Below are 22,976 nucleotides of genomic sequence, written 5' to 3'. Positions count from 1 at the left end.
GTAGCACCAGAAAAGAAGTGAATCTGTTTTTTTAGAAGTGGTGGAGGTAAGGGGATTCGAACCCCTGGCCTCTTGCATGCCATGCAAGCGCTCTACCAACTGAGCTATACCCCCAATTTAAGTGGCTGCAAATATACAGGCACTATTCGCATTTCTCCAAATATTTTTTGTGAAATAATTAATTGTCCCTACCCAACTAAGAAAACAAGTCAGTCCTCAAAAAAAACCATTCAATGTTGCAAATTATTGCAATAAATAACGCAATTTGTGGATGAGTTTTGGATTCATTCTGGTTAATTACATGCAGTGGCGTATGGAAAAGATTACTGAAAAACCATCCCAGTACAGGCATTTGGAAAAGATGAGTATCCGGGAATTGTTGGAAAACATCAACCGAGAGGATCAAAGCGTGCCTTCCGCAGTAGCTCTTGCGATTCCTCAAATTGAAGCCTTGACCGAGGCTGTCGTAGACAGAATGCAGCAAGGTGGCCGTTTGTTCTACATTGGAGCAGGAACGAGTGGCCGATTGGGTATCCTGGATGCGTCTGAGTGCCCGCCTACTTTTGGCGTACCTGAAGATTTGATCATTGGTTTGATCGCGGGGGGAGACCACGCCATCCGGCATGCCGTTGAAGCCGCAGAAGACAGTTGGACGCGCGCCTGGGAAGATTTGCAAGCTTTTGATATTGATGCCGGAGACGCGGTCATCGGTATTGCAGCTTCCGGTACAACCCCTTATGTAATTGGGGGTTTACAGGTGTGCCGCCAGCACGGCATCGTTACGGGCTGTGTAACCTGCAATCCAGGATCCCCGCTGGCCGAAAATGCAGATTTCCCAGTAGAAGCCATCGTGGGGCCAGAGTTTGTGACAGGCAGTACCCGCATGAAGGCCGGTACCGCTCAAAAACTGGTACTCAACATGATCACTACCAGCGTGATGATCAGGATGGGGCGCGTACTCGACAACAAGATGGTCGATATGCAATTGACCAACGTTAAATTGATCGACCGTGGCGCCAAGATGTTGGTGCAAAACCTGGATCTGCCGTATGAGGATGCACACGCTTTGTTGTTAGAATATGGCGGTGTTCGCAAAGCGATGGAAGCTTTTTCTTTGGCCCATAAGACAAGTACCTGACTATGAATATTTTAGTCGATAGTGGCGCCACAAAAGCAAATTGGGCGGCAGTGCAGCAAGGCAAGATCATCCACCAAATCCAAACCCAGGGCATCAGTCCTTATTTTTTAAGTGATGAAGGAATTGTAGACGTCTTGCGCGAGGTGCGGAGTAAAATAAGTGACCCCGTTCAGGAAATACACTTTTACAGCACGGGCTGCAAAGCAGAAGACCAGCGCCGCCGCATGCACCAATTGCTTAGGTTGATGTTTCAGGAAGCCACCACCGTGAATGTTGAAACAGACTTGCTGGCGGCAGCCCGCTCTATGGCCCAACATCAAGCTGGGATTATCGGTATTCTGGGTACGGGTTCCAATGCTTGTCGATATGATGGACAAACCATTGTTGAAACAGCTGGTGGTCTGGGGTTCATTCTTGGAGATGAAGGCAGTGGAGCTGGGATAGGCAAAGCAATCATTCAAGCCTTCCTAAACCGAGAAATGCCCGAATACCTGCGCGAAGACCTCAACAATCAATACCATTTAACCCGCGACAACATTCTGCAATCGGTTTACCAACTCCCCTACCCCAATCGTTTTTTATCCACCTTCGCTCCTTTTGCCAATGAACACCGCAACGACCCATGCATCAAGGGCATACTAGACGATCAATTCCGGCTTTTTTTTGAACGAAGCGTAATGGTGCTGGAGGAAAGTAAAAATCTCCCTGTTCATTTTGTTGGATCTGTGGCTTCTTTTTTTTCGGAAGAAATCTGGCGCAGTGCCGTACAACTTGGGTTAATTCTCGGGAACACAGAAAAAGATCCTATGCCCGGATTGGTCATGTACCATCAATAATTTGCACACTTTTGCAAGAAACATGCTTAAAAACAGCAATTTTTTCGGATTTAAAATATTTTTCTTGCAATAACTTGAGGTTTTAAGAAATAAGATGCACATTTGTGCAAGAAATACGAAAAGATCTGTTTGCTGAATGGCCAACAGTATTTTTAATAAACACACTATTTGCTAGCTTTACCAGCCTACCGGAATATCATTCGGCAGGCTTTTTTTATTTCAAAAGTGGCGAATGTCGTTATCTTAGTGCTTTTAACTCACTTTTCTCTTATGCTGAAAAAAGAACGACAAGCGCTGATTTTGCGTGAAGTAAACATCCACAATAAAGTAGTGCTCTCCGATTTGAGCATCAAACTGGATGTTTCTGAAGATACGGTACGCCGCGATTTGCAAGAACTGGCCGATGCCGGAAAAATCATCAAAGTACGTGGTGGCGCGCTTTCCAAGTCTTACCATGTTTATTCTTACAAAGAAAACGAAATATACGCTTATCAAGAAAAGACCATCATTGCCCGCAAAGCCATCAGCTTGCTGCAAGAAGGGATGTTGGTTTTGATCAGCGGAGGATCAACCAATTTGGAAATTGCCCGCATCTTGCCCCCCGATCTCAAAATCACCTTTGTCACCATGAGCCTTTATACAGCCATACAGTTGTTGGAGCATCAAAGCTCTGAAACCATTTTTATCGGTGGTCACCTGTCCAAAGCGGCGGGCATTGCGGTGGGTGGCGAGGTAGTGCGCACCCTCAAAGACATCCGTCCTGATCTTTGTTTGATGGGGGTCAATGGCATTGACGCCGTAGATGGAATGACCGAATCCGACTGGGAGGTCGTCACCATCAAAAAAGCCATGATGGAATCTTCCAAAAAAGTAGTCGCGCTATCCATTGCAGAAAAACTCGATTCCAGCCAAAAAATCAGGGTATGCGGCCTCGATGATCTTGATGTGCTCATTACAGAGCTAGACCCAGAGCACCATCGGCTAACGCCTTATCGAAACATGGGCGTTGAGATCATGTAAGGAAAGATCACCTTTCTTGGCTTTCCATTTCTTTTTTCAACCAGCCAGGATCTTGCATTTCTTTATTGCCCAACAGTATGAAAAAACCAAATCACATGAAGCCATTCTTCACCTTATTATTGCTGTGTGTAGGCGTGGGACTTTTTGCCCAAAGCAATCCAGCACTTTCCAAAGAAAAAATACAAACCTTAAAACGCCTGGACGAACTTTCTGGCCCCTATACCCAGGTAGCCATGAAAATTTGGGACTGGGCCGAATTGGGTTATCAGGAAGCCAAAAGCTCAGCACTTCTGCAAGAGCAACTGCGCACCGCCGGGTTTAAAGTGGAGGCCGGAGTAGCCGATATGCCTACTGCTTTTGTCGCCAGTTTTGGATCAGGCAAACCGATTATCGGCATTTTGGGCGAATTTGATGCCCTACCCGGTGTATCTCAGGCTGCTGTGCCTACGCGTCAGGAGCGCCCTGAAGTAAAAGCCGGTCACGCCTGTGGCCACCACCTTTTTGGGGCGGGTTCAGCGGCAGCGGCAGTAGCCGTCAAGGAGTGGTTGCAACAAACGGGGAAATCGGGCACCGTCCGCTTCTATGGCACTCCTGCCGAAGAAGGCGGCGGTGGCAAGGTCTACATGGTACGCGCAGGCTTGTTTGATGATGCTGACGCCATTATTCATTGGCACCCAGCCAGTGAAAACAGCGCCAGAGCAAGTTCTTCACTGGCCAATATTTCCGCCAAGTTTCGCTTTTATGGCCAGGCCTCTCACGCAGCAATGGCGCCCGATCGCGGCCGCTCGGCGTTGGATGGTGTAGAGGCTATGGACTATATGGTGAACATGATGCGGGAGCACATCCCTGAAGATACCCGCATCCACTACGTCATCACGCGTGGTGGCGAAGCACCCAATGTTGTGCCAGCCTTTGCCGAAGTTTACTACTACGCGCGTCACCCGGATGCAAAAACCAGCAAGGAGATTTTTGAACGCATTGTCAAAGCTGGCGAAGGTGCAGCATTGGGTACCGGCACCCGCATGGAATACGAACTGATCAACGGGGTGTACAACCTGATGCCCAATGAAACCCTGGCCAAGATCATGCACAGTAACTTGAAATCGGTAGGCGGGGTAGTATATAATGCCGAAGAGAAGCAATTTGCCGAGCAAATCGTCAAAACCCTCAATCTGGAGAAGATCAATATTGAATCTGCAGCCGTTGTTCAGCCCTTTGAGCAACCCGAAGAGCGCAACAGCGGATCTACCGATGTGGGCGACATCAGCTGGGTTGTACCTACTGTAGGGTTGGGTACTGCCACCTGGGTGCCAGGCACTTCTGCGCACAGTTGGCAAGCAGTAGCGGCTGGCGGCACTGGCATTGGCGCCAAAGGCATGTTGGTTGCAGCCAAATCGATTGCACTCACGGCCATGGATTTGTTCAACAATCCAGAAACTTGTACCAAAGCCAAAGCAGAACTCAATGATCGCCGGGGCAAAGATTTTAAATACCAATGCCTGATCGGAACGCGGAAACCGCCGTTGGATTATCGGAAATAGGACGGACGCCCGTCGGGGAGACCAGATAGGGGCGTCCAGATAGGGGCGTCCCTAAGTGGGCGCCCACCTAGGGGCGCCCCAACTGGCGCCCCGACCAAAATCAAATCAAATGAAACCAATACTCTACGTAGTTTTACTTTTTTGCAGTTTTTCCGCTAGTGGTCAAAGTTTCAATGCGGCTGAAATTGCCCGTTGGCAGCAGCAAGCTCAATCCATCCAGATTACCCGTGACAAATGGGACATTCCTCACGTGAGCGGCAAGACCGATGCCGATGCCGTTTTTGGCATGCTGTATGTCCAGTGTGAGGATGATTTTGGCCGGGTTGAAGACAACTACATCACCGCTCTTGGCCGGATGGCGGAGGTTGAAGGAGAAGCGTACTTGTACCAGGACTTGCGCGCTCGGCTTTTTTTGGATACCAACCAGGTGAAGGCCATTTATGTGCAGTGTCCCGCCTGGATGAAAAAGCTGCTGCACGGATTTGCCGATGGGGCCAATTACTACCTCTACACCCACCCCAATGTCAAGCCGCGTTTGATCAAGCGTTTTGAACCCTGGATGCCCCTGATGTTCAGCGAAGGGAGCATAGGTGGCAACATCAGCGCGGTATCTGTTGAGCGGCTCAAGGCTTTTTACACCAAAAACCATTCCACCTCCTGGATCCGAACCGAACGGGAAGAACGCGAATGGGAACCGGTTGGCTCCAATGGATTTGCCATTGCCCCCAGCAAAAGTGCCTCGGGCAATGCCCTATTGCTCATCAATCCACATACCACTTTTTATTTCCGCAGTGAATTGCAGGTACACAGCGAGCAGGGCTTAAATGTGTATGGCGCAGTTACCTGGGGTCAGTTTTTTATTTACCAGGGTTTCAACGAAAACTGTGGATGGATGCATACTTCCAGTGCTGCCGATGTGTTGGATGAGTACCTCGAAACCATCGAGTGGAAGGAAGGCAAACCATTTTACCGCTATGGAAATGAGCAAAAACCCGTGCGCATCGATAAAATAAAATTGTGGTACAAAGACGGCAATGAGCTAAAGCAAAAGGAGTTTGATGCCTACCATACCCATCATGGGCCTGTCATCTCCGAAAAAGAGGGCAAATGGATCAGCATCAGCATGATGAACGAGCCTTACAAAGCGCTGGCGCAATCTTTCCTTCGCACCAAAGCCAATGGGTACAAGCAGTACAATAAAGCGATGGATTGGCGGGGCAATGCGTCCAACAATACCGTTTTTGCTGATCGCAAGGGCAACATTGCATATTGGCACGGCAATTTTATGCCCAAACGCAACCCGACTTTTGATTGGGAAAAACCGGTAGATGGCAGCAATCCAGCTACCGATTGGCAGGGATTGCACCCCGTGAAAGAAACGGTGCAATTGCTCAATCCAGGTACGGGTTGGTTGCAAAACTGCAATTCTACCCCTTTCACTGCCGCAGCAACTCAAAGCCCGGATCCCAAAAAATATCCGGCGTATATGGCACCCGATCCTGAAAATTACCGGGGAATCCACGCTGTTCGGGTACTCAAAGATGCATCCAATTTTACCTTGGACAAACTCATTGGAGCAGCTTACGATCCGCAACTTCCTGGATTTGAGGACATTATTCCGGCGCTGGTTGATGCATATCAAAAAAGCAATGACAAAACGCCTCGCCTGACCGAGGCCATTGATCTGCTGAAACAGTGGAATTTCAGGTATAGCCTCGAATCACAAGCTTCCACCCTGGCCATTTATTGGGGCGAAAAAATGCTGACTTATACCCGCTACCACTTACCGGAAGACGAACCGAATGATGCCCTGAGTTTGAGTGAGCACATCATCAAGAGCAGTTCTAGCGAAGAAAAAATCAAACAACTGAATTTGGTTTTGGATGAATTGACCCGCGATTTTGGCACCTGGAAAATCGGTTGGGGCGACATCAATCGCTTCCAACGCCTCACCGGAAAAATCAAAGAAACATTTGATGATCAACAACCTAGTCTCCCGGTGGCCTTTACTTCATCGCACTGGGGCTCTTTGGCCGCATTTGGGGCAAGGGCTTATCCTGGAACCAAAAAGCGCTACGGCAGTGTGGGCAACAGTTTTGTGGCCGTCGTAGAATTTGGGCCACGCCTGAAAGCCCGCTCGATCGTAACCGGAGGGCAAAGCAGCAACCCAAAATCGCCGCACTTTATGGATCAGGGAAAAATGTACACCGAAGGAAAATTCAAGGAGGTGCTTTTTTACCCTGAAGATTATCGGAATGGAGCCAACCGAACTTACCAGCCAGGTAAGTAATGGTTTGGCCTTAGTAGTGGGGCAAAAATAAGTGTTCCTTTTTTTATCGCCCCTTACTTCCTCCTCAACAAATATCCTTTGAACAATACTACTTGCTCGTCAGTGGTGTTGTTCAAAGAATGGGGAATGCTCCCATCAAAAAATAAGGTATCGCCTTGATATAGGTTGAAAAGGGTATCGCCCAATCCGTACTCAATGGAGCCCTGCACCACATGAATTAATTCCATGCTGTCGTTGGAAAGTGGCTTGCGGTAAGTGTGCGGAGGAATGTAAATGATCGAGACTTGCAGGTTTGTTTCAGCTAAACCGGTGCTCAAGATGTTTTCGTAGATCAAACCCTTGGAATCGTCGCGCTCTTCTTTTTCTCCTTCGCCCTTGCGCACCAGGATGTAATTGGATTCGCCGTTGCTGCCTACCAGATCTACCAATTCGGCCAAAGGGACAGTGAGGGCCATCGAAATGTTGTGCAATACCGGAAGAGAAGGCAGGGTACGAAAATTTTCGATGCGGGAAAGCAGTCCCGCAGTAATGTCACTTTTGTCTGCTACTTCCTGGAGGTTCATGCCTCTCTCCTTGCGCAGTTGTCGGATTTTGCGTCCAACTTTACCTAATTCAACGTTTCTCATATCGGTTTGGGTTAGCTATCACCTGCTCTCAGGAGTAGATCAATCCGCAAAAAACCATTTGATGCCTAAGCGGAATCCACTGCTGGGTGGCATAGGATAATAGGAAGTTTGATAAAACAATTTATTCTCAGGATCGATATACCGGGTTATGTTTTCCATTTTAAAATAAGCCCTGAATTTGGTCACTTGAAAGGATCCAAAGACATCGGCAGCCGGGTAAAAATTGACCAGACGCTTGTCCTGCAATTCAAATTGCCCGGTCAAGGGTCGGTAATAATCTGCATAATAACTGGTTTGGTAACGCACATCTACACCAATGCGTGAACTCAAAACCCGGAAGAGTCTTCCCTCAAAGTACAAACTGTGCTTGCCAAACACTTTAGGCAAACGAACCACATCTTCAGAAGCATTTTGCAGTATCACTTGATTATCAAGATGGATACGCCAAAATACAAAATTTTTCTTTGCAAATAATTGTAAAATACCAACAGGCTTTCCTGTTTGGCGTGCATAGCCAATAGTATCAAAATATAGGAGATTGTTAATCAAATGGTAAGCACCTCCAACCTCTATTTGAAAGCGATCAATTTGCAGAGAAGCCTCCAAATTGGTTTCCAGGGTCTTCTTGAAATCATTGTTCCAGATTCTTTGTTGGGTGGCAATAAATTCGCGCTGTACCAAGGTTGGGCTATACAATTGATTGGTGGCTCGACCGGTCAGTTGCCCCAATTTGCCCAATTTAAAATTGATCTCACCGCTGGCTTGATAATCCCCAATATTGCCCAATAACCCAAGTTTAGCGTTCAGCTGCAAATCCACCGCTGGCAGCGGTTGCAAATCCCATTTGCCAGTTGCAAAGACTTCATTAAGGCTGGAATCTCTGGTTTCCAGATTGATCCGGTGATAAGCATGCACCAAAGCCAATTCCAACAATCCAGCTTCTTTTCGAGCTCTGCCAACCAAAGGGCCTTGGCTTTTAAAGGTGAGGAGACGGAATTGGTTTTCGATTTTTTGATAGCCCACGTAATTGCGAATCCCCCGTAAATCGGTATTGAATTTTTTGTAATAAGTGGTCAAATTGGTCACACCATCGTTGTACCGAGAAAAAATGTTTTGGTAACTGATGGAATGTGCCACCTGGAAAATTTGTTTACCAGGCACTGCCTCCAATGGCAGACTATCCAAAGCAGAAGTGTCTGCTTTACCGAAGCGATTCAGTTGAAAATATTGGGTAAACTGGACTTCCTGGTGTTGGTACCTGGATCGGGCTGCATCCAGAAATACTGGCGCTACGGCAGGTGTAGTAAAATTGCCAAGGGTAAGGGTATCATTTACCAGACCTCCATTTTCTTGGCGCTCCAATTTGTTGTTGACAATCGTTAGATAGGCGTTGTATCTTCCATTTTGGCCTTTGAACCAAAAATTGAGGGCCAAAGTTGTATTGCGCAGAGCCTGTTGGCTAAACAAGCGAGTGGTAGCGCGTTGAGAATTGCGCTCATAACTGATCGAAGAATTAAAGCCTTTGCCATAGTTGCGCGAAAACAGGATTTTGAATACGCTATTGTTCTGCTCGCTCAATTGGTTGTACTCCATATTGGTAAAGGCCGTTTCATGGCGGTAAAAAGGAATATCGTCGGCCTTTTTTACATATAAATCGTACTGGTGCCAGCCCAGATCGAAGCCTCGGCGAAGGAGTGGTTGGTATACAATCGGTTGTGCGGCAGACCCCGAAATGCCCAGGTGCATGTAATCCCATTCTTGTTGGCGAACCGGGTCGTGTTGGTGGGTGTAACTGTTTATTAATGTATCCGAAAATGCCCGTTCGTGGAATGGATTTTTAGCCAAAAAACGGTAAACGCCGAAGGTGTCGCGCTTGATGTCTTCCTGAATGGTATCTAATTGCAACTGTCCCGATCGCTGAGAACCAAAACCGCCGGGATTCCCAAAACCGCCAGGGCCTTGAGTTGGGAATTGTGCCAGTAAGAAGTTAAACCCAAAGAGCAGGGCAAGCGAAACTAACAGTCTGAGCATTGAAAAAAATTAGAAGTTTTGGTTTCAGGTTTTGAGTTTGAGGTATACACAATGTTGAACAAATGAGTACGATTGGGCAAACCTCAAACCCCAGAACCTAAAACCTTAAAACCAAAACTATAATCCCAAAACCGCCGGATTCATCCCCATGGAAGAGAATCCGCCGTCGTGGTAAAGATTTTGCATGGTAACCATTCTGGTCATATCAGAAAACAAGGCTACGCAATAATCGGCGCAAGCATCGGCAGATGCGTTGCCCAATGGCGACATTTTGTCGGCGTATTCGTAAAATTCATCAAATCCTTTTACGCCAGAACCTGCGGTGGTTTTGGTTGGAGATTGAGAGATCGTATTGACCCGCACGTGCTTTTTCAAGGCCCAGTGGTAGCCAAAGCTGCGGGCAAAAGACTCCAATAAAGCTTTGGATTCGGCCATTTCGCTGTAATCAGGAAAAGTGCGTTGAGCTGCAATGTAAGTTAAACCCAATATAGATCCCCAATCGCTCATGGCATCCATCTTGTAAAGCACTTGCATCATGCGATGGAATGAAATGGCAGAAATATCGAAGGATTTTTGCATCCATTCGTAGTTCAAATCGGTATAGTCTTTTTTCTTGCGCACGTTGATAGACATGCCAATGGAGTGTAGTACAAAATCGAGTGGCCCACCCAAAATTTCAACGGATTTACCAAAGAGGTTTTCCAAATCGGCCATATCGGTTGCATCGGCAGGAATGATTTCGGCACCGGTCTTTTCGGCGAGTTTGTTGATTTCTCCCATCCGCATGGCTACTGGTGCATTGGTCAGTACGATGGTTGCACCTTCTTCTACGCAGCGCTCAGCTACTTTCCAGGCAATTGAGTTTTCATCCAGGGCACCGGAGATGACTCCTCGCTTCCCTTGCAATAAGTTGTTCGCCATTGGTTGTTTTTTTGTTCAGTTATGTCCAAGAGTATATCTAAAGCGGAGCAAAAGTAAAGAGTTATGCGTTATGAGTTGTGCGTTGTACCTGATAAATCTGCTTAAAGACTGAATTTTAGATACTTGAGGTTGCACCAGCATTCATTATTCACAACTCCTTTTTCACAACACACTACAAACCAAGCAACTCCCGTGCATTTTCCATTGCGGAATCACTCGGAGGGCTTTGGCTGAGCATGACGGCAATTGCCCGAATGCGGTCTTCATTGCTGAGCAAACGCACATTGGTAACGGTGCGTTCTGGCTTGTCCACTTTAAATACAAAATAATGGCGATCCGCTTTTGAAGCCACCTGAGGCGAGTGGGTAATGGTCACCACCTGGTGTTCGTTGGACAAATTCCGCAGAATATTGCCCATTTTTAGCGCCACATCGCCAGAGATTCCCGCGTCGATTTCATCAAAAATGAGGGTTGGCAACGGAATTGAACTGGCTACCAGTGATTTTGTCACCAAAGCCAGGCGCGACAATTCCCCTCCAGAAGCCACATCTTTGATTTGCTGCAAGCGGCTACCCCGGTTGGCAGCAAACATAAACTGTACCTCATCCAGGCCCGTTGGCCCGAGGGCATCCAATTTGCGGGTTTCAATTTTAAGTTGAGCGTAAGGCATGGCCAATTGTCCCAACATCTCCACGATTTTGTCTTCGTAGGTGGGGATCACGGCTTGCCGGCGATCGGCCAAGTCATCTGCCATTTGGAACAAATGCGTTTCTTGTTCGGCAATTTTATGCCGCAGCTCCCCAATCTCATTACCCAGATCGGCAAAACCGGCCAATTGCTGCTCCAAATTGGATTGAATGTTCAACAAATCATTAACCGTGGCTACAATGTGCTTCTTTTGCAGGCGATAAATCAGATCAAGGCGTTGCTGGGCTTCCAGAATGCGCTCGGGATCATGATCGGTTTGATCGGCAATTTTTTCAAATTCGTTGCTCATTTCTCGCAACTCAAAAATCATATTGGCAAAACGGTCGGAGTATTCGCCGAGTTTTGGTGCGTATTTTCCGATGGAAACCAAAGCATTGCCCAAGGTGTGCATTTGACCAACAATAGATTGCTCATTTTCGGTCAGGGCATCAAAGGCAAAACTCAAGGTGCGCTTGATGTCTTCGGCGTGGGTAAGGCGGGTCAGTTCCTCTTCCAAGGCTTCTTGCTCTCCAGCGCTCAACTCTGCCTTATTAAATTCTTCCAATTGAAACTGGATGAACTCCATTTCTTTGGTCGACTGCTCATTGCGGCGCAACAACTCCTCCAGTCGGCGCTGTTTTTCGCTGTAATCTTTGTACAGCTTGCGGTATTGAATGAGTCGTTCCTTGTTGCCAGCCAGGGCATCGATCATGCGGAGTTGAAAAGACAGGTTGTGGATATCCAGCGTATCAAATTGCTGATGGAGGTCAATCAATTCTGCGCTGAGGTCTTGAAGTACCCTCAAGGTGACCGGACTATCGTTGACAAAAGCCCGCGATTTTCCTGAAGGCGTCAATTCCCGGCGCACGACGACTTCGGTTTCGTAGTCGAGGTCGTGTTCCGAAAAAAACTCATTCAGGTCATGACCATTTAGGTCAAAAACACCTTCGATGACGCATTTTTCTTCCTGGTTGTACAAAGATTTGGTGTCGGCACGGTCGCCCATGATCAAACCAAGTGCCCCTAGGAGAATGGATTTACCAGCACCAGTTTCTCCGGTGATGATGGTCAAGCCCTTGGCAAAGTCAATGTCCAGGAGCTCAATGATCGCATAATTGCGGATGTGAAGCCTTTTTATCATAGCGCTTTAAAAATACTGTGCGTAAAAATAAAGGTTTTGTTTGAAAAAATTGGACTTCTTGCACAAAGCATTAAATTTGCCGCAAAAAAAAACGTTATCCTTCTGTAGTTCCTCTTTTAGTCTGACGCAAAAAATTACTTCCCGATTTTTTTAGAGGCTTTTGAATAGGAAGCTCACTTGAATTGAACCGTTCGACTTCCTATTCAAAACCCAAAATCGGGAAGTTAATTTTTCTGCGTTTACAACTCAAATCAGTAGTCATTTTCAGCACCACACATGAAACAATTTTTAATTATCCTGGTATTGGGTTTCTTACTCCCCAATTGCATTGGCCATCAATCCAAGCCTTGGCAGGTTATGGATCTAAAGCCGTATGGCATTCCCGCTACGATCCTTGCTCCAGCAGACAGTACCCAGATTGAAAACTTTGATTTGGCTGGGGTAAAAGATTTATCCATCACCTCAACCGGGGCAACACGTTATGCCATTCAAATTTACGCGGGAAAGACCCGAGGTCAAAAATTGATGGAGCAAACTTTTCGCCAAATCCGTGAAGTGCGCAGCAATCCTGATTTCGGAAAAATTGTGGAACAACACAAAGATGGTTTCATCTACGAAGTAAAAAGTATGCGCCCGGAAAGGTACAGTTTTAGGTACGTTCATCTGGTAAGCGATACTGAAATAGTTTTCACTACCGCTTTGAATCAACATTTTTCCCTGGAAGAAGTACAAAAGATGTACAATGCAGTGAAGCAGAATAAATAAATAAAATTATCGTATATTTATATTGTGTTTTAATCAATAAAAATCTAATCACCAACCCTCACAATTATGGGCCTCAGGTATTCCTTCAAACGTGCTGTATGCATTGCTGCGGCAATTTTACTTTTTTCCAGTTTGGGTATTGCTCAATACAAAAATGGAATCAAGCAACTCGAAGACAAAGATTTCACTACCGCCGCAACCACTTTCCGCAACCTAACGACCGACTCCCCTACCCTGGCCAATCTTGGGATGGCCAGGTATTTTAGTAGCGCAGGCAATCCAGCTTTTCAATTGGATTCAGCTTATGCTCGCGTGTTGAATGCCGAAACCCAATACCGGGCCTTGGATACCAAAGCGAAGGGCAAGCTTGAAAAAGAATGGGAAGATGACTCAGCAGCCAAAATCCGCCGCCGCATCGAAAAGCTATGTTACGAAGATGCCCTGAAAAAAAATACCGTTGCAAATTATGACCACTACCTGACTTTGATTGAAAAACCCAATGCGACAAACCTCAAAACCATTGAAACCAACCGGAATGACCTGGTGTATGATGAAACCCTGAAAGCGGGGACATTGGAGGCTTTCGATCACTTGATGGGCCAATACGGGAACAGCCTCAAGCTTAAATCACCGGGCATTTTCCGGGCTTCAAGTTTCAAACTCTTTGACCTGTACACCCGAGCCAACGGATGGAGCGCCAATGCCAGTTTTAACCAGAAATACCCCCTGGCCGCCTGGGTAAGAGACACCATTGTAACTGCTCTTGAAAACAACCGCAAAGCCAGTCTGGCAGGAATGGAGGTTTTTGTCAAAAAATTTCCAGGCACTGTTTACGGCGAATTGGCGCTGGATACTTTTGCCACGAAGATTGCCAAAACAGCCCCATGGCGCTACTGCGCCCAATCCCTGAAAAACTGGCCGGCTATTCCTCAGCAAGACAGCATCTGGATGCGGCTTTACCGAGGATACCGCGCAGAAAATCCTTCACCCAAGCAGTTGCAGGCTTTTAAGACGCAGTTTCCTGCGTTTCCATTTCCGGATTTGCTCAAAAAAGAAGAAGCCAATGCGCTGGATTTTTACTTCCAGGCCGTTATGCGAAGTGACAGTATGGCGCGGATCAAGCGCTTTTTGAACGAATATCCTGCTCATCCCAGCGTAGACACCGTTTGGCAAAAATTTGCCACCCGCCTTCGGGCCAATGCCAAAAAGCCAATCGATTTGGATGCCATTACCAAAGACCCCAAAACACCTGTAGCCCTGCGCGACAAATACCTCAAAATCCAGCGGGATTGGGCGGATCAAGTAGAAAAGCAGGAAATTACGCGGATCTATGCCAGTAATCGGCCCCAAGCGTATTTTGGCTACATCCAGCGGGTACCTCCAAGCGCCAATCGGCAGGCAGTAAAAGACAGTTTGGTGTCTTTTTTATTGCAATCCGACTCCCTCTTTGCCATCAATAAATTTTTGAAACTATTCCCTACTGATTCTAGCCGCAGTGCTTTAATAAAGTACTTGTACCAAAAAGAAAGAACCGCAGAGTCCACTGAGAAGATCGCTGATTTTGGGAAAAGGTACCCTGATTTTGATTCCCTACGGATCAAAAGAGACCTCCAAAATTTGATTGACAGCAAGCTATTGAAGGAAACTTATCGGATCAGCGAATGGCTGAAATACCACCAATACATCCTGGCTTGGGCACCTTCAGAAAAAGCATTTTTAGCGCTCAACAAAATTATGGCCAGTGATTTTGAGCGAAAAAACTGGTCGGCAGTAAAAGATACCCTGGAGGTTTACAAAAAATATTTCAATTCCCCCGAATCCCAGTTTGCGGAGATGTATGAGATGTTCCAAACCAAAGGAAAACTGGACAAACTGAGGAAGGTTGTTTTCCCAGAAGAAACAGACTATTCGGAATACAGTCCCTCATTATCTGCCGATGGCCAACAATTGTTTTTTTGTCGGAACATGGGCAGCTTTACGCTCCAAGAAGATGTTTATGTAGCGAAAAAAGAGGGATCCGCCTGGGGCAACCCCGTTTCCATAACCGATTTAAATACGGTATTTGCAAATGAAGCGCCAGAAAGTGTAAACTCCAACGTCACTGAAATGCTGATGTTTAAGAGTGGGAAATTGGCCGAAAGCAAAAAAACTGCCACCGGATGGAGCGAACCCCTTGAATTGCCAAAAGAAATCAATTTCTCATTCTGGCAGGCCGATTCCCGCTACATTGCCAATGGCATGATTTATGTTGCTGAAAAAGGAGGGCACCGCGATATTTTTGTGGCATTTCAGGACGCCAAAGGCAAATGGCAAGAACCGCGGAATCTCGGCCCCATCATCAATACTATTGGTGATGAGCGTACTCCATTCCTGCACTCAGACAACAAAACCCTGTATTTTAGTTCCAATGGACACAATGGATTTGGTAGTTTGGATTTGTATTACAGTACCCGACTGGACGATACCTGGACCAACTGGAGTACGCCCCAGAACATGGGATTGCTGTTCAACTCCAGCGGTGACGATTGGGAATTCAAGGTAAGTCTGGATGGAAAAAATGCTTACATGGTGGTAGGAGAAAATGGCAAGAACAAGATTTTTTTCACCAACCTCCCCAAGGTATTTCAGCCAGAACAAGTATACGTTTACGAAACCAATGTGGTGGACAAAGATGGCAAACCCATCAGTGGTGTAGTAGAGGTACGCGACAAAGGCACTAATAAATTAGTAGTAAAAGTGCGCCCTGACCCAGTTACGGGCAAGGTATTCATCCCCATTCCACAAGACAGAGTTCAGCTGATGGTCATCCCAGACAATGCACCTCCAATGTTATTGACTCCTGAATTGAGAAAAGTGGACACAGATTCAAAAATCCCGGCCACAGCGCCCATTGTAACCACAGAAATTAAAAAAGACACCGAAGTACCAACCAAAGACATCCTGTTTTCGATCGGATCGGATCAAATTTTGCCGGAATCCTTCGCTTACCTGGAAGAGTGGGCCAACTTCATCAAAAACAACGGGAAGAGCATCGAGATCCAAGGGCATACCGACAATACCAGTTCTGCGGAGTACAACCAGGTGCTTTCCGAAAATCGCGCCAAATCAGTGCGCCAGTTTTTATTGGACAAAAATTGTGCAGCGGATAAAATCTCCACCAAAGGCTATGGAGAATCCAAACCCGCAGCCAGCAATGCCACGGAAGAGGGCAGGTCAAAAAATCGGCGGGTGGTGTTCAGGTTTTTGAATTGAAGTTTTCTCCTCATTAAAGGGGATTTTTTCAGAACCCCTTTTTGCGGCGATGTTTAGCGCTAGTGGTTGAACGACCTTTGTAAGGTAAATACAATTGGTCGTTCACTACTAAAACATACCGCCATGAAAATTGCTCATTTGATTTTTTCACTCTCTATCACCCTGGCCTTCGGAAGCTTTTCCTGTGAATTGATGGAGGATACCGACGCTGACCTAAGCACTCTTCTCAACCAACAGACCGAAACACTTGCAGAAGATCCAACCGCCATTCATCCCTGCATCGACAAGCAATTGGAAGAAGATAAGCTGCGCTCGGCAGTGATTCGCAGCAAGCTTTGGAACATTGGACAGGTCATTCGGGTCAAATTTATGGACAGCCTGAGCAACCCCTTGCGCCTGCGCATCGAAAAGGCTGCCCGCGAATGGGAACTCTACGCCAATGTTCGCTTTCAATTTGTACGCCGCGGCAAAGCCGAAATCCGCATCGGGCTGGATGCCCGTGATGGTTCCTGGTCGTACATGGGCCGCGATGCCCTCTACCTGGATTCGCTTTCCAGCACCATGAATTTTGGCTGGTTCTCTGATCGAACTCCCGACTACGAAATTCGTCGGACTACCTTGCACGAGTTTGGACATGCCCTGGGGCTAATCCACGAGCACCAGCACCCCCTGCAAAACATTCAATGGGATTTGGAAAAAGTATACGCATACTATGCCCAGACTCAGGGTTGGAAAAAAGAAGATGTAGATCAAAACCTGTTTCGCAAATACAGCAGTGTACAAACCCAATTCTGCCAGTACGATCCCCTCTCGATCATGCACTATCCGGTATCCAAGCAATTGACGCTCGATGGATCTGAAGTGCGCTGGAACATTCAACTTTCTGCTGAGGACAAAAATTTCATCGCCCGAATGTATCCTTTCAGAGGGCCTCGGGTTTTCAATTGCGGGTAAGCCGAACTCCAGGTTTCACCACACCAAAGACTCAATTTTGGGCATTGCCCATCTGTTAATGCTTTCTAAAGGAAACTTTAAAGTTATGTTTAAGTACCCTTTGGACGTGCGAAAACGAAATAGTTCATGCGTTTTAGGGTCGTATTCAATTTTGAAACCAAAAAACATCAATCAATGAAAACTTTGCAGGCAATTGTAGCAGTGGCTTTGATAACTATTTCAGCATATAGCGCTCAAGCCCAAACCAGAATCAATCCCAAAGTTGGGGTAAACCTTTCCGCAGTAGATGGCAACTTGGGCGATTTGACCGCAGCAGCAAAAGTGGGTTGGAACGCAGGGGTAGATTTCCGTTTTGGTGGCAAGAAATTGTTCCTCACTCCTGGATTGCACTACAATAGCTATACCGCCCGTCTGGTGAATGACATCAATACCGATACCCGCCTAAGATTTGATGAAGAGACCACGATCCAGGCCATTAAGGCTCCAGTGAACATTGGATTTGACCTTACCGGCAAAAAACAACTCCTCAACCTGTACTTGAAAGGTGGGATCACTCCAACCATGATTTTGGGGGTAACTGAAAAAGCGGGGATCCCCTTTAGCAAAAGCGATTTGAAGACATTCACCTGGGGTGCCAACGCTGGACTGGGCATGGATTTGGCTTTCCTGACCGTAGACCTCAACTATGAAATTGGCATGTCAAATTATTTCGCCAATACCACTGGTCGAAATAATGTATTGACGCTGAGTGCGGGTATCCGCTTCTAATACAGCAAGATAAATAATAATCAGTGTGCGAAAATGGGACCACCTGGCGGAGTGCGCCAGGTGGCTTTTTTATAGGCAGCCACATTGGGCTACGGTTATTTTTTATCAATTTCAATGACAACCCCAACCAAGGGGGCGGCATCTTTCACATCGGCATCAAAGGCAATGGTGCTTTTTCCTGATTTAAAACTGGCGGTGCGCATCCGGTCGTTGCCCAGCGCAGCTTTCAATTGATCGGCATAGCTGTTGCCATCCGCAGTATTGATCTCTTCGTTCATCGCCTCATAATCCAGTTCTTTTTTGCTAAATACGATGGCGATGTAGTCCTTGTTTCCCTTTGCATCTGGGGTCATCGACTGTTCTTTGGGGAAAAGTCGGGTACCCACAATCCCACAATACGGGTCGTGTTTTTCATTGTACGGAAACAAAACATAGCTGGAACCATCGGTTTCCTGACCAAAAATGTACACGTAGCAGTCGATAGAATTCGCAATCAATGCCTTGAACTTCTGACCTTTGCTCAGTGCTTGATTGGTACGGAACACAATATCTCCAACCTGTTTTACGGGAATTACACTCTTTTTGGTGTTGTCGTACAAGCCAAATTCGATGGACAATTTTCCTGGATCTACCTTTTTATCTAGTGCAGATCCCATGGGGTAAAGTCCGTAAGCTTCTTTGGTGAAATACTCAAAGTCTTCGTAAGTTATCCAAAAAATGCCTCGATCCCCCCAATCTTCGCCCCAGGAATTCATGATTTGAAAGGCGCCATCTTCAAAATTGTCGTCGTACCCGATGACACACAAAGCGTGGCCTCCAAATCCGCTCATGTTGTAGTCACTTCTGGTAGGTTGCCATAGCTTGCGGCCAATCATGTTGTTCATAAAAGATCCGCCCACCATCATTCCGATCACCACAGGAGCACCTTGCGCCAGGTTCTGCTTGATGGCCTCAACGTCTGGAGCCAGGTCATCCCCCCCTTTCGTCAAGCGGTTGAATCCTTTGATGCGGTACTGCTGCGCCTGGCGGATTTCGGTTTGCGATGGATAATTGTCGCAGGCGGATTCATCGTATTCAAAAGACCGGAAAGGCATAGCCCCATTCTGCATCATGGATTTCATGGCTTTGTCCATGTAAGCGCCGTCGCAATTGTCGAGGTGAATCTGGTTGTACAAATACGCCGGACTAAACGTAACCTGATTGGCATTTTGGCCACTTGCCCGCGCTTCCAGGATGGTACGCGCAGCATAGGCACTCGCCCAACCTACACATGAACCCTGACCTCCCTGGTGCATCCGGCGGGGGGCAAAAGACAACAAGCTTACTTTACTGGGCAAACTGTTCAAACTGCCTGATTCGCCTGATGCCAATGGCTCAAACACATGAATTTTGTCAAAGTTTTCAGGGCTTAAAGATGCGCCCAAAGAAAACTGCACAGGCGAACCCTCGTCCTGTTGGTCTACATAAGCAGTATGATCTCCTCCTCCACTTATCATCTCCTGGCCACCCAAGAAGAAGTACCAGATTCCTCCCAGAATCAGGATGGGAAAAAGCAATTTTGGGCGCTTGATCAAAAATAAAATGGCCAGAGGCAAAAGCTGGATCAACCAGCCCATTCCTCCTCCACCTCCTCGATTGTTGTTATTCGAATCGGGGCGTCTCCCTCCATTTTGAGGGTCATCATCTTCCATTCTGATAGGCATGGTCTAACGGTTTTTTGGTGATAAAATTCCACGGGTGAAAAATAAAAAAAAATCACCCTTCAATGTAACCTTTTGGACAAGGATTCGTAAAAGCCTACTAATGGAATGTATTCCTGTTGTCTTTGCTTATGAAACACTAATAACAAATTATGAACACTAGCATGAAATCCCGCTTTTTCCCAGATGGAGAAAAAGTGACAAACGCAATTAAAATTCTAGAAGTCTTGTGTCATCCAGATACTGCAGCTGTATTGGGCTGCCTGAAGGTATGGCCAGAATCAACCTGGGTTGATTTGCTCATTCACACCAAAATGGATGCAGACTTGTTGCACGATCGTCTGGAGCTGATGCATCACGCCGGATTGATCCATAAAAGAAAGGACAGCTATAGTCCTGTATTCAGTGTAAGTCAGTCTAAACTGAAAAAAGTGTCTGCACTGGTGAGATAGGAATAAAGAGTTATGAGTTATGAGTTATGAGTTATGACTATAAAATTGCATAAAAGCAAAAATTGTGTACCAACTCATAACTCATCATTCATCACTCATCACTCATCATTCATAACTTGTAGCTTCCCATTCGTTATTCAATTTCTTTTGACATAGCTCCCATCTGGCACAATTCACATCAGATGATTTTTTAAATTGTCATCAGATCAAGTCGTGACCATTGCACATTAGTACCCAGAAGCTGGAGCAAATGACGAATTTTTCGAGTGACGAATGACGAATACCCCGGTCACTGAGCGAAGCCGAAGTGCCTGGGTATTCGTCATTCGTCACTCGAAAAATTCGTCATTCCCCTTCACCCCATTCGTCACTCGTCTTTCGAAAAATTCGTCACTCCCATTACCGCTGCACCTGCACCACCTTCAACCAAATCTGTCTACCGCTTTTATCTCGCAGCACCACCTGCAACAGCCCTCGCGAACTCGGATCGTTCAACTCCACCCGAAACACATTGCGCCCCTGTACCAGGCTTTGCTGCTGGGTTTTGACCACTTGCCCCAGGGCATTGAGCACCTCCACTTGAATTGCTTCCGTCTGTAGACGATCCCAATCGAGTTCTACCTGAAAATCAGTGCTGAATGGATTGGGATAGGCTTTGGCTTTCCATATGCTGGACAAGGCCGCTTGTTCATCTTGTTTTTGAGGAGCGAGCTGGCTCAGTAGTCCCGCTCCTGCGCTGACCTCCGCCAGCAGCGTTTTGGCACAGCCAAACGCATTGAATACCTGCACCGTATACTCCCCGCTGCACAAACCCGTGATGGATTCCGTAGGGCTGCTCATCGCTCTTTCCAGCAAGTAGCCACTCGCATTGGTGATTTTGAGACTGAAAGGACCTGCCGTGCCGGTAGCTTCTACGTAGATGCCGCCGTTGCAACTGGCCGTAGCCGGGGAGGTGCTGATGATGCGGATGGTGGCCAGGAGGCTGATGCTGGGGAGCAACAAGAAGATAAAGAGGCTTATTTTTTTCATGGAGCTATTTTTTTCTGATTTACAATGATTTTGCTACAGCCGATGACATCCCAGAGGCACTGCCATCCATAAATTTTGCCACAATCTGGTAATGGTAAGTAACCCCAACTTGCGTTTGGGTATCCCGCCAAACATAGTACTGCCTGCCTTGCTCCACTTCTGCCAAGGGCGGAAACTTGGCCAGTTCCAGGTAACGGTACACCCGAGCCGGGCCATTGTTTTCGGAGCGGTACACTGCAAATTCGCGCAAGAACGGATCTTTAGGATACTCCCAACTCAACTTTACTGCGGCTTTGTTGTCTACAATTGTTGTTTCAGCTTTGACCTGGCTTACATCAGGACGTTTTACATTGGGTAAGGTGACCTTCATGATTGGAGAAATGCTGCTTAACCCCGCCTCATCGGTAGCTACAATGCGGTATTCCCAATCTGCAGCACCACTCAATGCGGTATCCAGGGTCATTTGATCGCCGCTAATCGCCCCATTCAAAGTGGCAATCGTTGTCCAATCTGCTTGCAATAAAGAACGGTGTTGTACCTCATGCAGCACTACATCCTTGCTTACACTGGGTGACCATTGGGCTTTGATGCCAATGCTTACAGGCTCTACTGCCGCCAAATTGGGTTGAGCCGGAGGGATTACATCCGGGCGTTTTAGCACCAGTGGGGCGGACTCTTCTCCCAAGTTTTCGCGAAAATCTACCGCCAGCACTTTGAAATAAACATTTTCAGCACTGGTATTCATGGGTACCTGAATAGAAAAGGCATTGCCCATGACGATCTCGCCATTGATTTGAGTGTAATCACCATCCAATGCGTCTGCCTGATAAACGCGATAGCCTTGCACATCAGCTTCAGAATTAGCTGTCCAGTTCAGAATAGTCAACCCTGACACATCGATTTTTCCGCTCAGTCCATTGACTTTTGCAGGAGGCGTATTGTCTTCGGGCTGCCCCAACAAAGCAAGTGATTCCCATTCCTGGTCAAATTGGTCAACGGCCTTTACGACATAGTAATTGGTGTGCAGAGGAGTGGCATCACTGTACTGCCGGACGCTTGATCCCTGCAAACCGCCAATGGCCACAAAAGGCCCATCAACTAAAGGTGAACGGTATACCTTAAAGCCTTTGAGTTGGGCATTCAAACTACTCGGGAAAGTCCATTTCACCAGCAATTTACTGCCTGTTTCAGGAGTCACTTCCGTGATGGAGGGCTTTTCCGCCAGGGGTGGTGGGGTGCTTTTGGCGTCGGAGCTATTTCCTACTGCGCTGATGCCAAAAATGGAATGCCCCCTCAATCGAAAACGGTAGGTTGTGGTTTCCGAATTCAGGGTATCCGTGAAAAAAACCACATCTGGCCGTAGTGCTGTTTCGGTTTCAGGAGGCAACACCGGGTGTTCATTGCGCTTTTGCCAGGTACTGCCATTGTCGGCAGAGCGCTCTACATCATAGCCGGTGTAATACATGTCCAGTCCTTGTTTGGACCAAGACAGCAATACATCTTTGACCTTGATCTCTATGGCAGGCACGGGCAAGGCAGGCAAGCTTTGCGCCACCCGGGTATCGATCTGGGTGCGCCAGGAACCCACTAGCTGAGTTGAATCCGCGCTGTAAAAGGCAATCCGGTACTCATATACCGAGTTGGCACTGGCCTGCGCATCTGCGTAACCCAAGCCCATTGCTTGTGCTACTCCAAAAGAGGCATCGGCAGCAAACAAGCCAAGTCCAAACCGACTGTCGTTTTGTTGGTTCATACTGAGTGCTCGTACGAAGGGGTCGCCCGTGTTGACGGTGACTTGTACACTGTCTTCGTACAGGGCTGCTCC

17 protein-coding genes and 1 tRNA gene are annotated in these 22,976 nt (G+C 47.0%); 10 read left to right on the top strand and 8 right to left on the bottom strand.

From position 1 onward, the window contains the following. Positions 1-38 precede the first annotated feature (38 nt). Positions 39-114 (bottom strand) — tRNA-Ala (locus ABW391_RS22880). A gap of 199 nt (positions 115-313) precedes the next feature. Here ABW391_RS22880 and murQ point away from each other — a divergent pair. The 5 genes from murQ (at position 314) to ABW391_RS22855 (ending at position 6,825) form a co-directional block, all read left to right on the top strand. Further along, positions 314-1,138: an N-acetylmuramic acid 6-phosphate etherase gene (murQ, locus tag ABW391_RS22875; protein ID WP_353484218.1), complete on the top strand. Its 825-nt coding sequence runs from the start codon at positions 314-316 to the stop codon at positions 1,136-1,138. A gap of 2 nt (positions 1,139-1,140) precedes the next feature. Further along, positions 1,141-1,974 (top strand): BadF/BadG/BcrA/BcrD ATPase family protein, encoded by an 834-nt coding sequence (locus tag ABW391_RS22870; protein WP_353484217.1) that lies wholly within the window; start codon positions 1,141-1,143, stop codon positions 1,972-1,974. A 270-nt stretch (positions 1,975-2,244) separates the two neighbouring features. Further along, positions 2,245-2,994: a DeoR/GlpR family DNA-binding transcription regulator gene (locus tag ABW391_RS22865; protein WP_353484216.1), complete on the top strand. Its 750-nt coding sequence runs from the start codon at positions 2,245-2,247 to the stop codon at positions 2,992-2,994. A gap of 95 nt (positions 2,995-3,089) precedes the next feature. Then, positions 3,090-4,535, top strand: coding sequence for an amidohydrolase (locus ABW391_RS22860; protein ID WP_353484215.1), 1,446 nt, complete (start codon positions 3,090-3,092; stop codon positions 4,533-4,535). A gap of 109 nt (positions 4,536-4,644) precedes the next feature. Further along, the gene (locus ABW391_RS22855; RefSeq protein WP_353484214.1) at positions 4,645-6,825 is read left to right on the top strand and encodes a penicillin acylase family protein; all 2,181 of its coding nucleotides are present in this window, start codon (positions 4,645-4,647) and stop codon (positions 6,823-6,825) included. A 53-nt stretch (positions 6,826-6,878) separates the two neighbouring features. Here the strand turns inward: ABW391_RS22855 and ABW391_RS22850 are convergent, their stop codons facing one another. The 4 genes from ABW391_RS22850 to recN form a co-directional block, all read right to left on the bottom strand. Beyond that, positions 6,879-7,451, bottom strand: coding sequence for a helix-turn-helix domain-containing protein (locus ABW391_RS22850; RefSeq protein WP_353484213.1), 573 nt, complete (start codon positions 7,449-7,451; stop codon positions 6,879-6,881). Positions 7,452-7,490: 39 nt separating this feature from the next. Next, on the bottom strand, positions 7,491-9,482 hold the full coding sequence (locus ABW391_RS22845) for a putative porin (protein ID WP_353484212.1): 1,992 nt from the start codon (positions 9,480-9,482) through the stop codon (positions 7,491-7,493). A gap of 117 nt (positions 9,483-9,599) precedes the next feature. After that, positions 9,600-10,403: an enoyl-ACP reductase FabI gene (locus tag ABW391_RS22840; protein WP_353484211.1), complete on the bottom strand. Its 804-nt coding sequence runs from the start codon at positions 10,401-10,403 to the stop codon at positions 9,600-9,602. Positions 10,404-10,575: 172 nt separating this feature from the next. Further along, positions 10,576-12,231 carry a DNA repair protein RecN gene (gene recN, locus ABW391_RS22835; RefSeq protein WP_353484210.1) on the bottom strand — a complete coding sequence of 552 codons (1,656 nt, stop codon included), beginning with the start codon at positions 12,229-12,231 and terminating at the stop codon, positions 10,576-10,578. A 276-nt stretch (positions 12,232-12,507) separates the two neighbouring features. Here recN and ABW391_RS22830 point away from each other — a divergent pair, with 276 nt between their 5' ends. The 4 genes from ABW391_RS22830 (at position 12,508) to ABW391_RS22815 (ending at position 17,970) form a co-directional block, all read left to right on the top strand. Then, positions 12,508-12,996, top strand: a complete 489-nt coding sequence (locus ABW391_RS22830) for a hypothetical protein (RefSeq protein ID WP_353484209.1) — start codon at positions 12,508-12,510, stop codon at positions 12,994-12,996. Between the two features lie 66 nt (positions 12,997-13,062). Then, complete coding sequence (locus ABW391_RS22825; RefSeq protein ID WP_353484208.1) at positions 13,063-16,248, top strand: OmpA family protein; 3,186 nt, start codon at positions 13,063-13,065, stop codon at positions 16,246-16,248. Between the two features lie 123 nt (positions 16,249-16,371). After that, complete coding sequence (locus ABW391_RS22820) at positions 16,372-17,202, top strand: M12 family metallopeptidase (RefSeq protein ID WP_353484207.1); 831 nt, start codon at positions 16,372-16,374, stop codon at positions 17,200-17,202. A 174-nt stretch (positions 17,203-17,376) separates the two neighbouring features. After that, positions 17,377-17,970 carry an outer membrane beta-barrel protein gene (locus tag ABW391_RS22815; protein ID WP_353484206.1) on the top strand — a complete coding sequence of 198 codons (594 nt, stop codon included), beginning with the start codon at positions 17,377-17,379 and terminating at the stop codon, positions 17,968-17,970. Positions 17,971-18,065: 95 nt separating this feature from the next. Here ABW391_RS22815 and ABW391_RS22810 read toward each other — a convergent pair whose 3' ends face one another. After that, entirely contained in the window at positions 18,066-19,673 is a 1,608-nt protein-coding gene (locus ABW391_RS22810; protein ID WP_353484205.1) for a C1 family peptidase, read from the bottom strand. A 149-nt stretch (positions 19,674-19,822) separates the two neighbouring features. Between ABW391_RS22810 and ABW391_RS22805 the strand changes: the two genes are divergently transcribed. After that, positions 19,823-20,122 (top strand): hypothetical protein, encoded by a 300-nt coding sequence (locus ABW391_RS22805; RefSeq protein ID WP_353484204.1) that lies wholly within the window; start codon positions 19,823-19,825, stop codon positions 20,120-20,122. 399 nt (positions 20,123-20,521) lie between these two features. Here the strand turns inward: ABW391_RS22805 and ABW391_RS22800 are convergent, their stop codons facing one another. Together ABW391_RS22800 and ABW391_RS22795 are read right to left on the bottom strand one after the other, a co-directional pair. Then, positions 20,522-21,151, bottom strand: coding sequence for a T9SS type A sorting domain-containing protein (locus ABW391_RS22800; protein WP_353484203.1), 630 nt, complete (start codon positions 21,149-21,151; stop codon positions 20,522-20,524). Positions 21,152-21,170: 19 nt separating this feature from the next. Then, positions 21,171-22,976 (bottom strand): fibronectin type III domain-containing protein (locus tag ABW391_RS22795; protein ID WP_353484202.1); only part of this gene is annotated, 1,806 nt, incomplete at its 5' end.

The sequence above is a fragment of the Haliscomenobacter sp. genome (assembly GCF_040403615.1).
Lineage (GTDB): Bacteria > Bacteroidota > Bacteroidia > Chitinophagales > Saprospiraceae > Haliscomenobacter.
Note: the sequence above shows the minus strand (reverse complement) of the source record. Positions and strands in the feature narration are given on the sequence as shown.

Bases quoted from the DNA above. Each gene is read 5' to 3' on its own strand.
- recN (WP_353484210.1), bottom strand. From the start codon at position 12,231: ATGATAAAAAGGCTTCACATCCGCAATTATGCGATCATTGAGCTCCTG.
- ABW391_RS22845 (WP_353484212.1), bottom strand. From the start codon at position 9,482: ATGCTCAGACTGTTAGTTTCGCTTGCCCTGCTCTTTGGGTTTAACTTC.
- ABW391_RS22815 (WP_353484206.1), top strand. From the start codon at position 17,377: ATGAAAACTTTGCAGGCAATTGTAGCAGTGGCTTTGATAACTATTTCA.
- ABW391_RS22860 (WP_353484215.1), top strand. From the start codon at position 3,090: ATGAAGCCATTCTTCACCTTATTATTGCTGTGTGTAGGCGTGGGACTT.
- ABW391_RS22855 (WP_353484214.1), top strand. From the start codon at position 4,645: ATGAAACCAATACTCTACGTAGTTTTACTTTTTTGCAGTTTTTCCGCT.
- ABW391_RS22865 (WP_353484216.1), top strand. From the start codon at position 2,245: ATGCTGAAAAAAGAACGACAAGCGCTGATTTTGCGTGAAGTAAACATC.
- ABW391_RS22810 (WP_353484205.1), bottom strand. From the start codon at position 19,673: ATGCCTATCAGAATGGAAGATGATGACCCTCAAAATGGAGGGAGACGC.
- ABW391_RS22850 (WP_353484213.1), bottom strand. From the start codon at position 7,451: ATGAGAAACGTTGAATTAGGTAAAGTTGGACGCAAAATCCGACAACTG.
- ABW391_RS22800 (WP_353484203.1), bottom strand. From the start codon at position 21,151: ATGAAAAAAATAAGCCTCTTTATCTTCTTGTTGCTCCCCAGCATCAGC.
- ABW391_RS22825 (WP_353484208.1), top strand. From the start codon at position 13,063: ATGGGCCTCAGGTATTCCTTCAAACGTGCTGTATGCATTGCTGCGGCA.
- ABW391_RS22830 (WP_353484209.1), top strand. From the start codon at position 12,508: ATGAAACAATTTTTAATTATCCTGGTATTGGGTTTCTTACTCCCCAAT.
- ABW391_RS22820 (WP_353484207.1), top strand. From the start codon at position 16,372: ATGAAAATTGCTCATTTGATTTTTTCACTCTCTATCACCCTGGCCTTC.
- ABW391_RS22805 (WP_353484204.1), top strand. From the start codon at position 19,823: ATGAACACTAGCATGAAATCCCGCTTTTTCCCAGATGGAGAAAAAGTG.
- murQ (WP_353484218.1), top strand. From the start codon at position 314: ATGGAAAAGATTACTGAAAAACCATCCCAGTACAGGCATTTGGAAAAG.
- ABW391_RS22840 (WP_353484211.1), bottom strand. From the start codon at position 10,403: ATGGCGAACAACTTATTGCAAGGGAAGCGAGGAGTCATCTCCGGTGCC.
- ABW391_RS22870 (WP_353484217.1), top strand. From the start codon at position 1,141: ATGAATATTTTAGTCGATAGTGGCGCCACAAAAGCAAATTGGGCGGCA.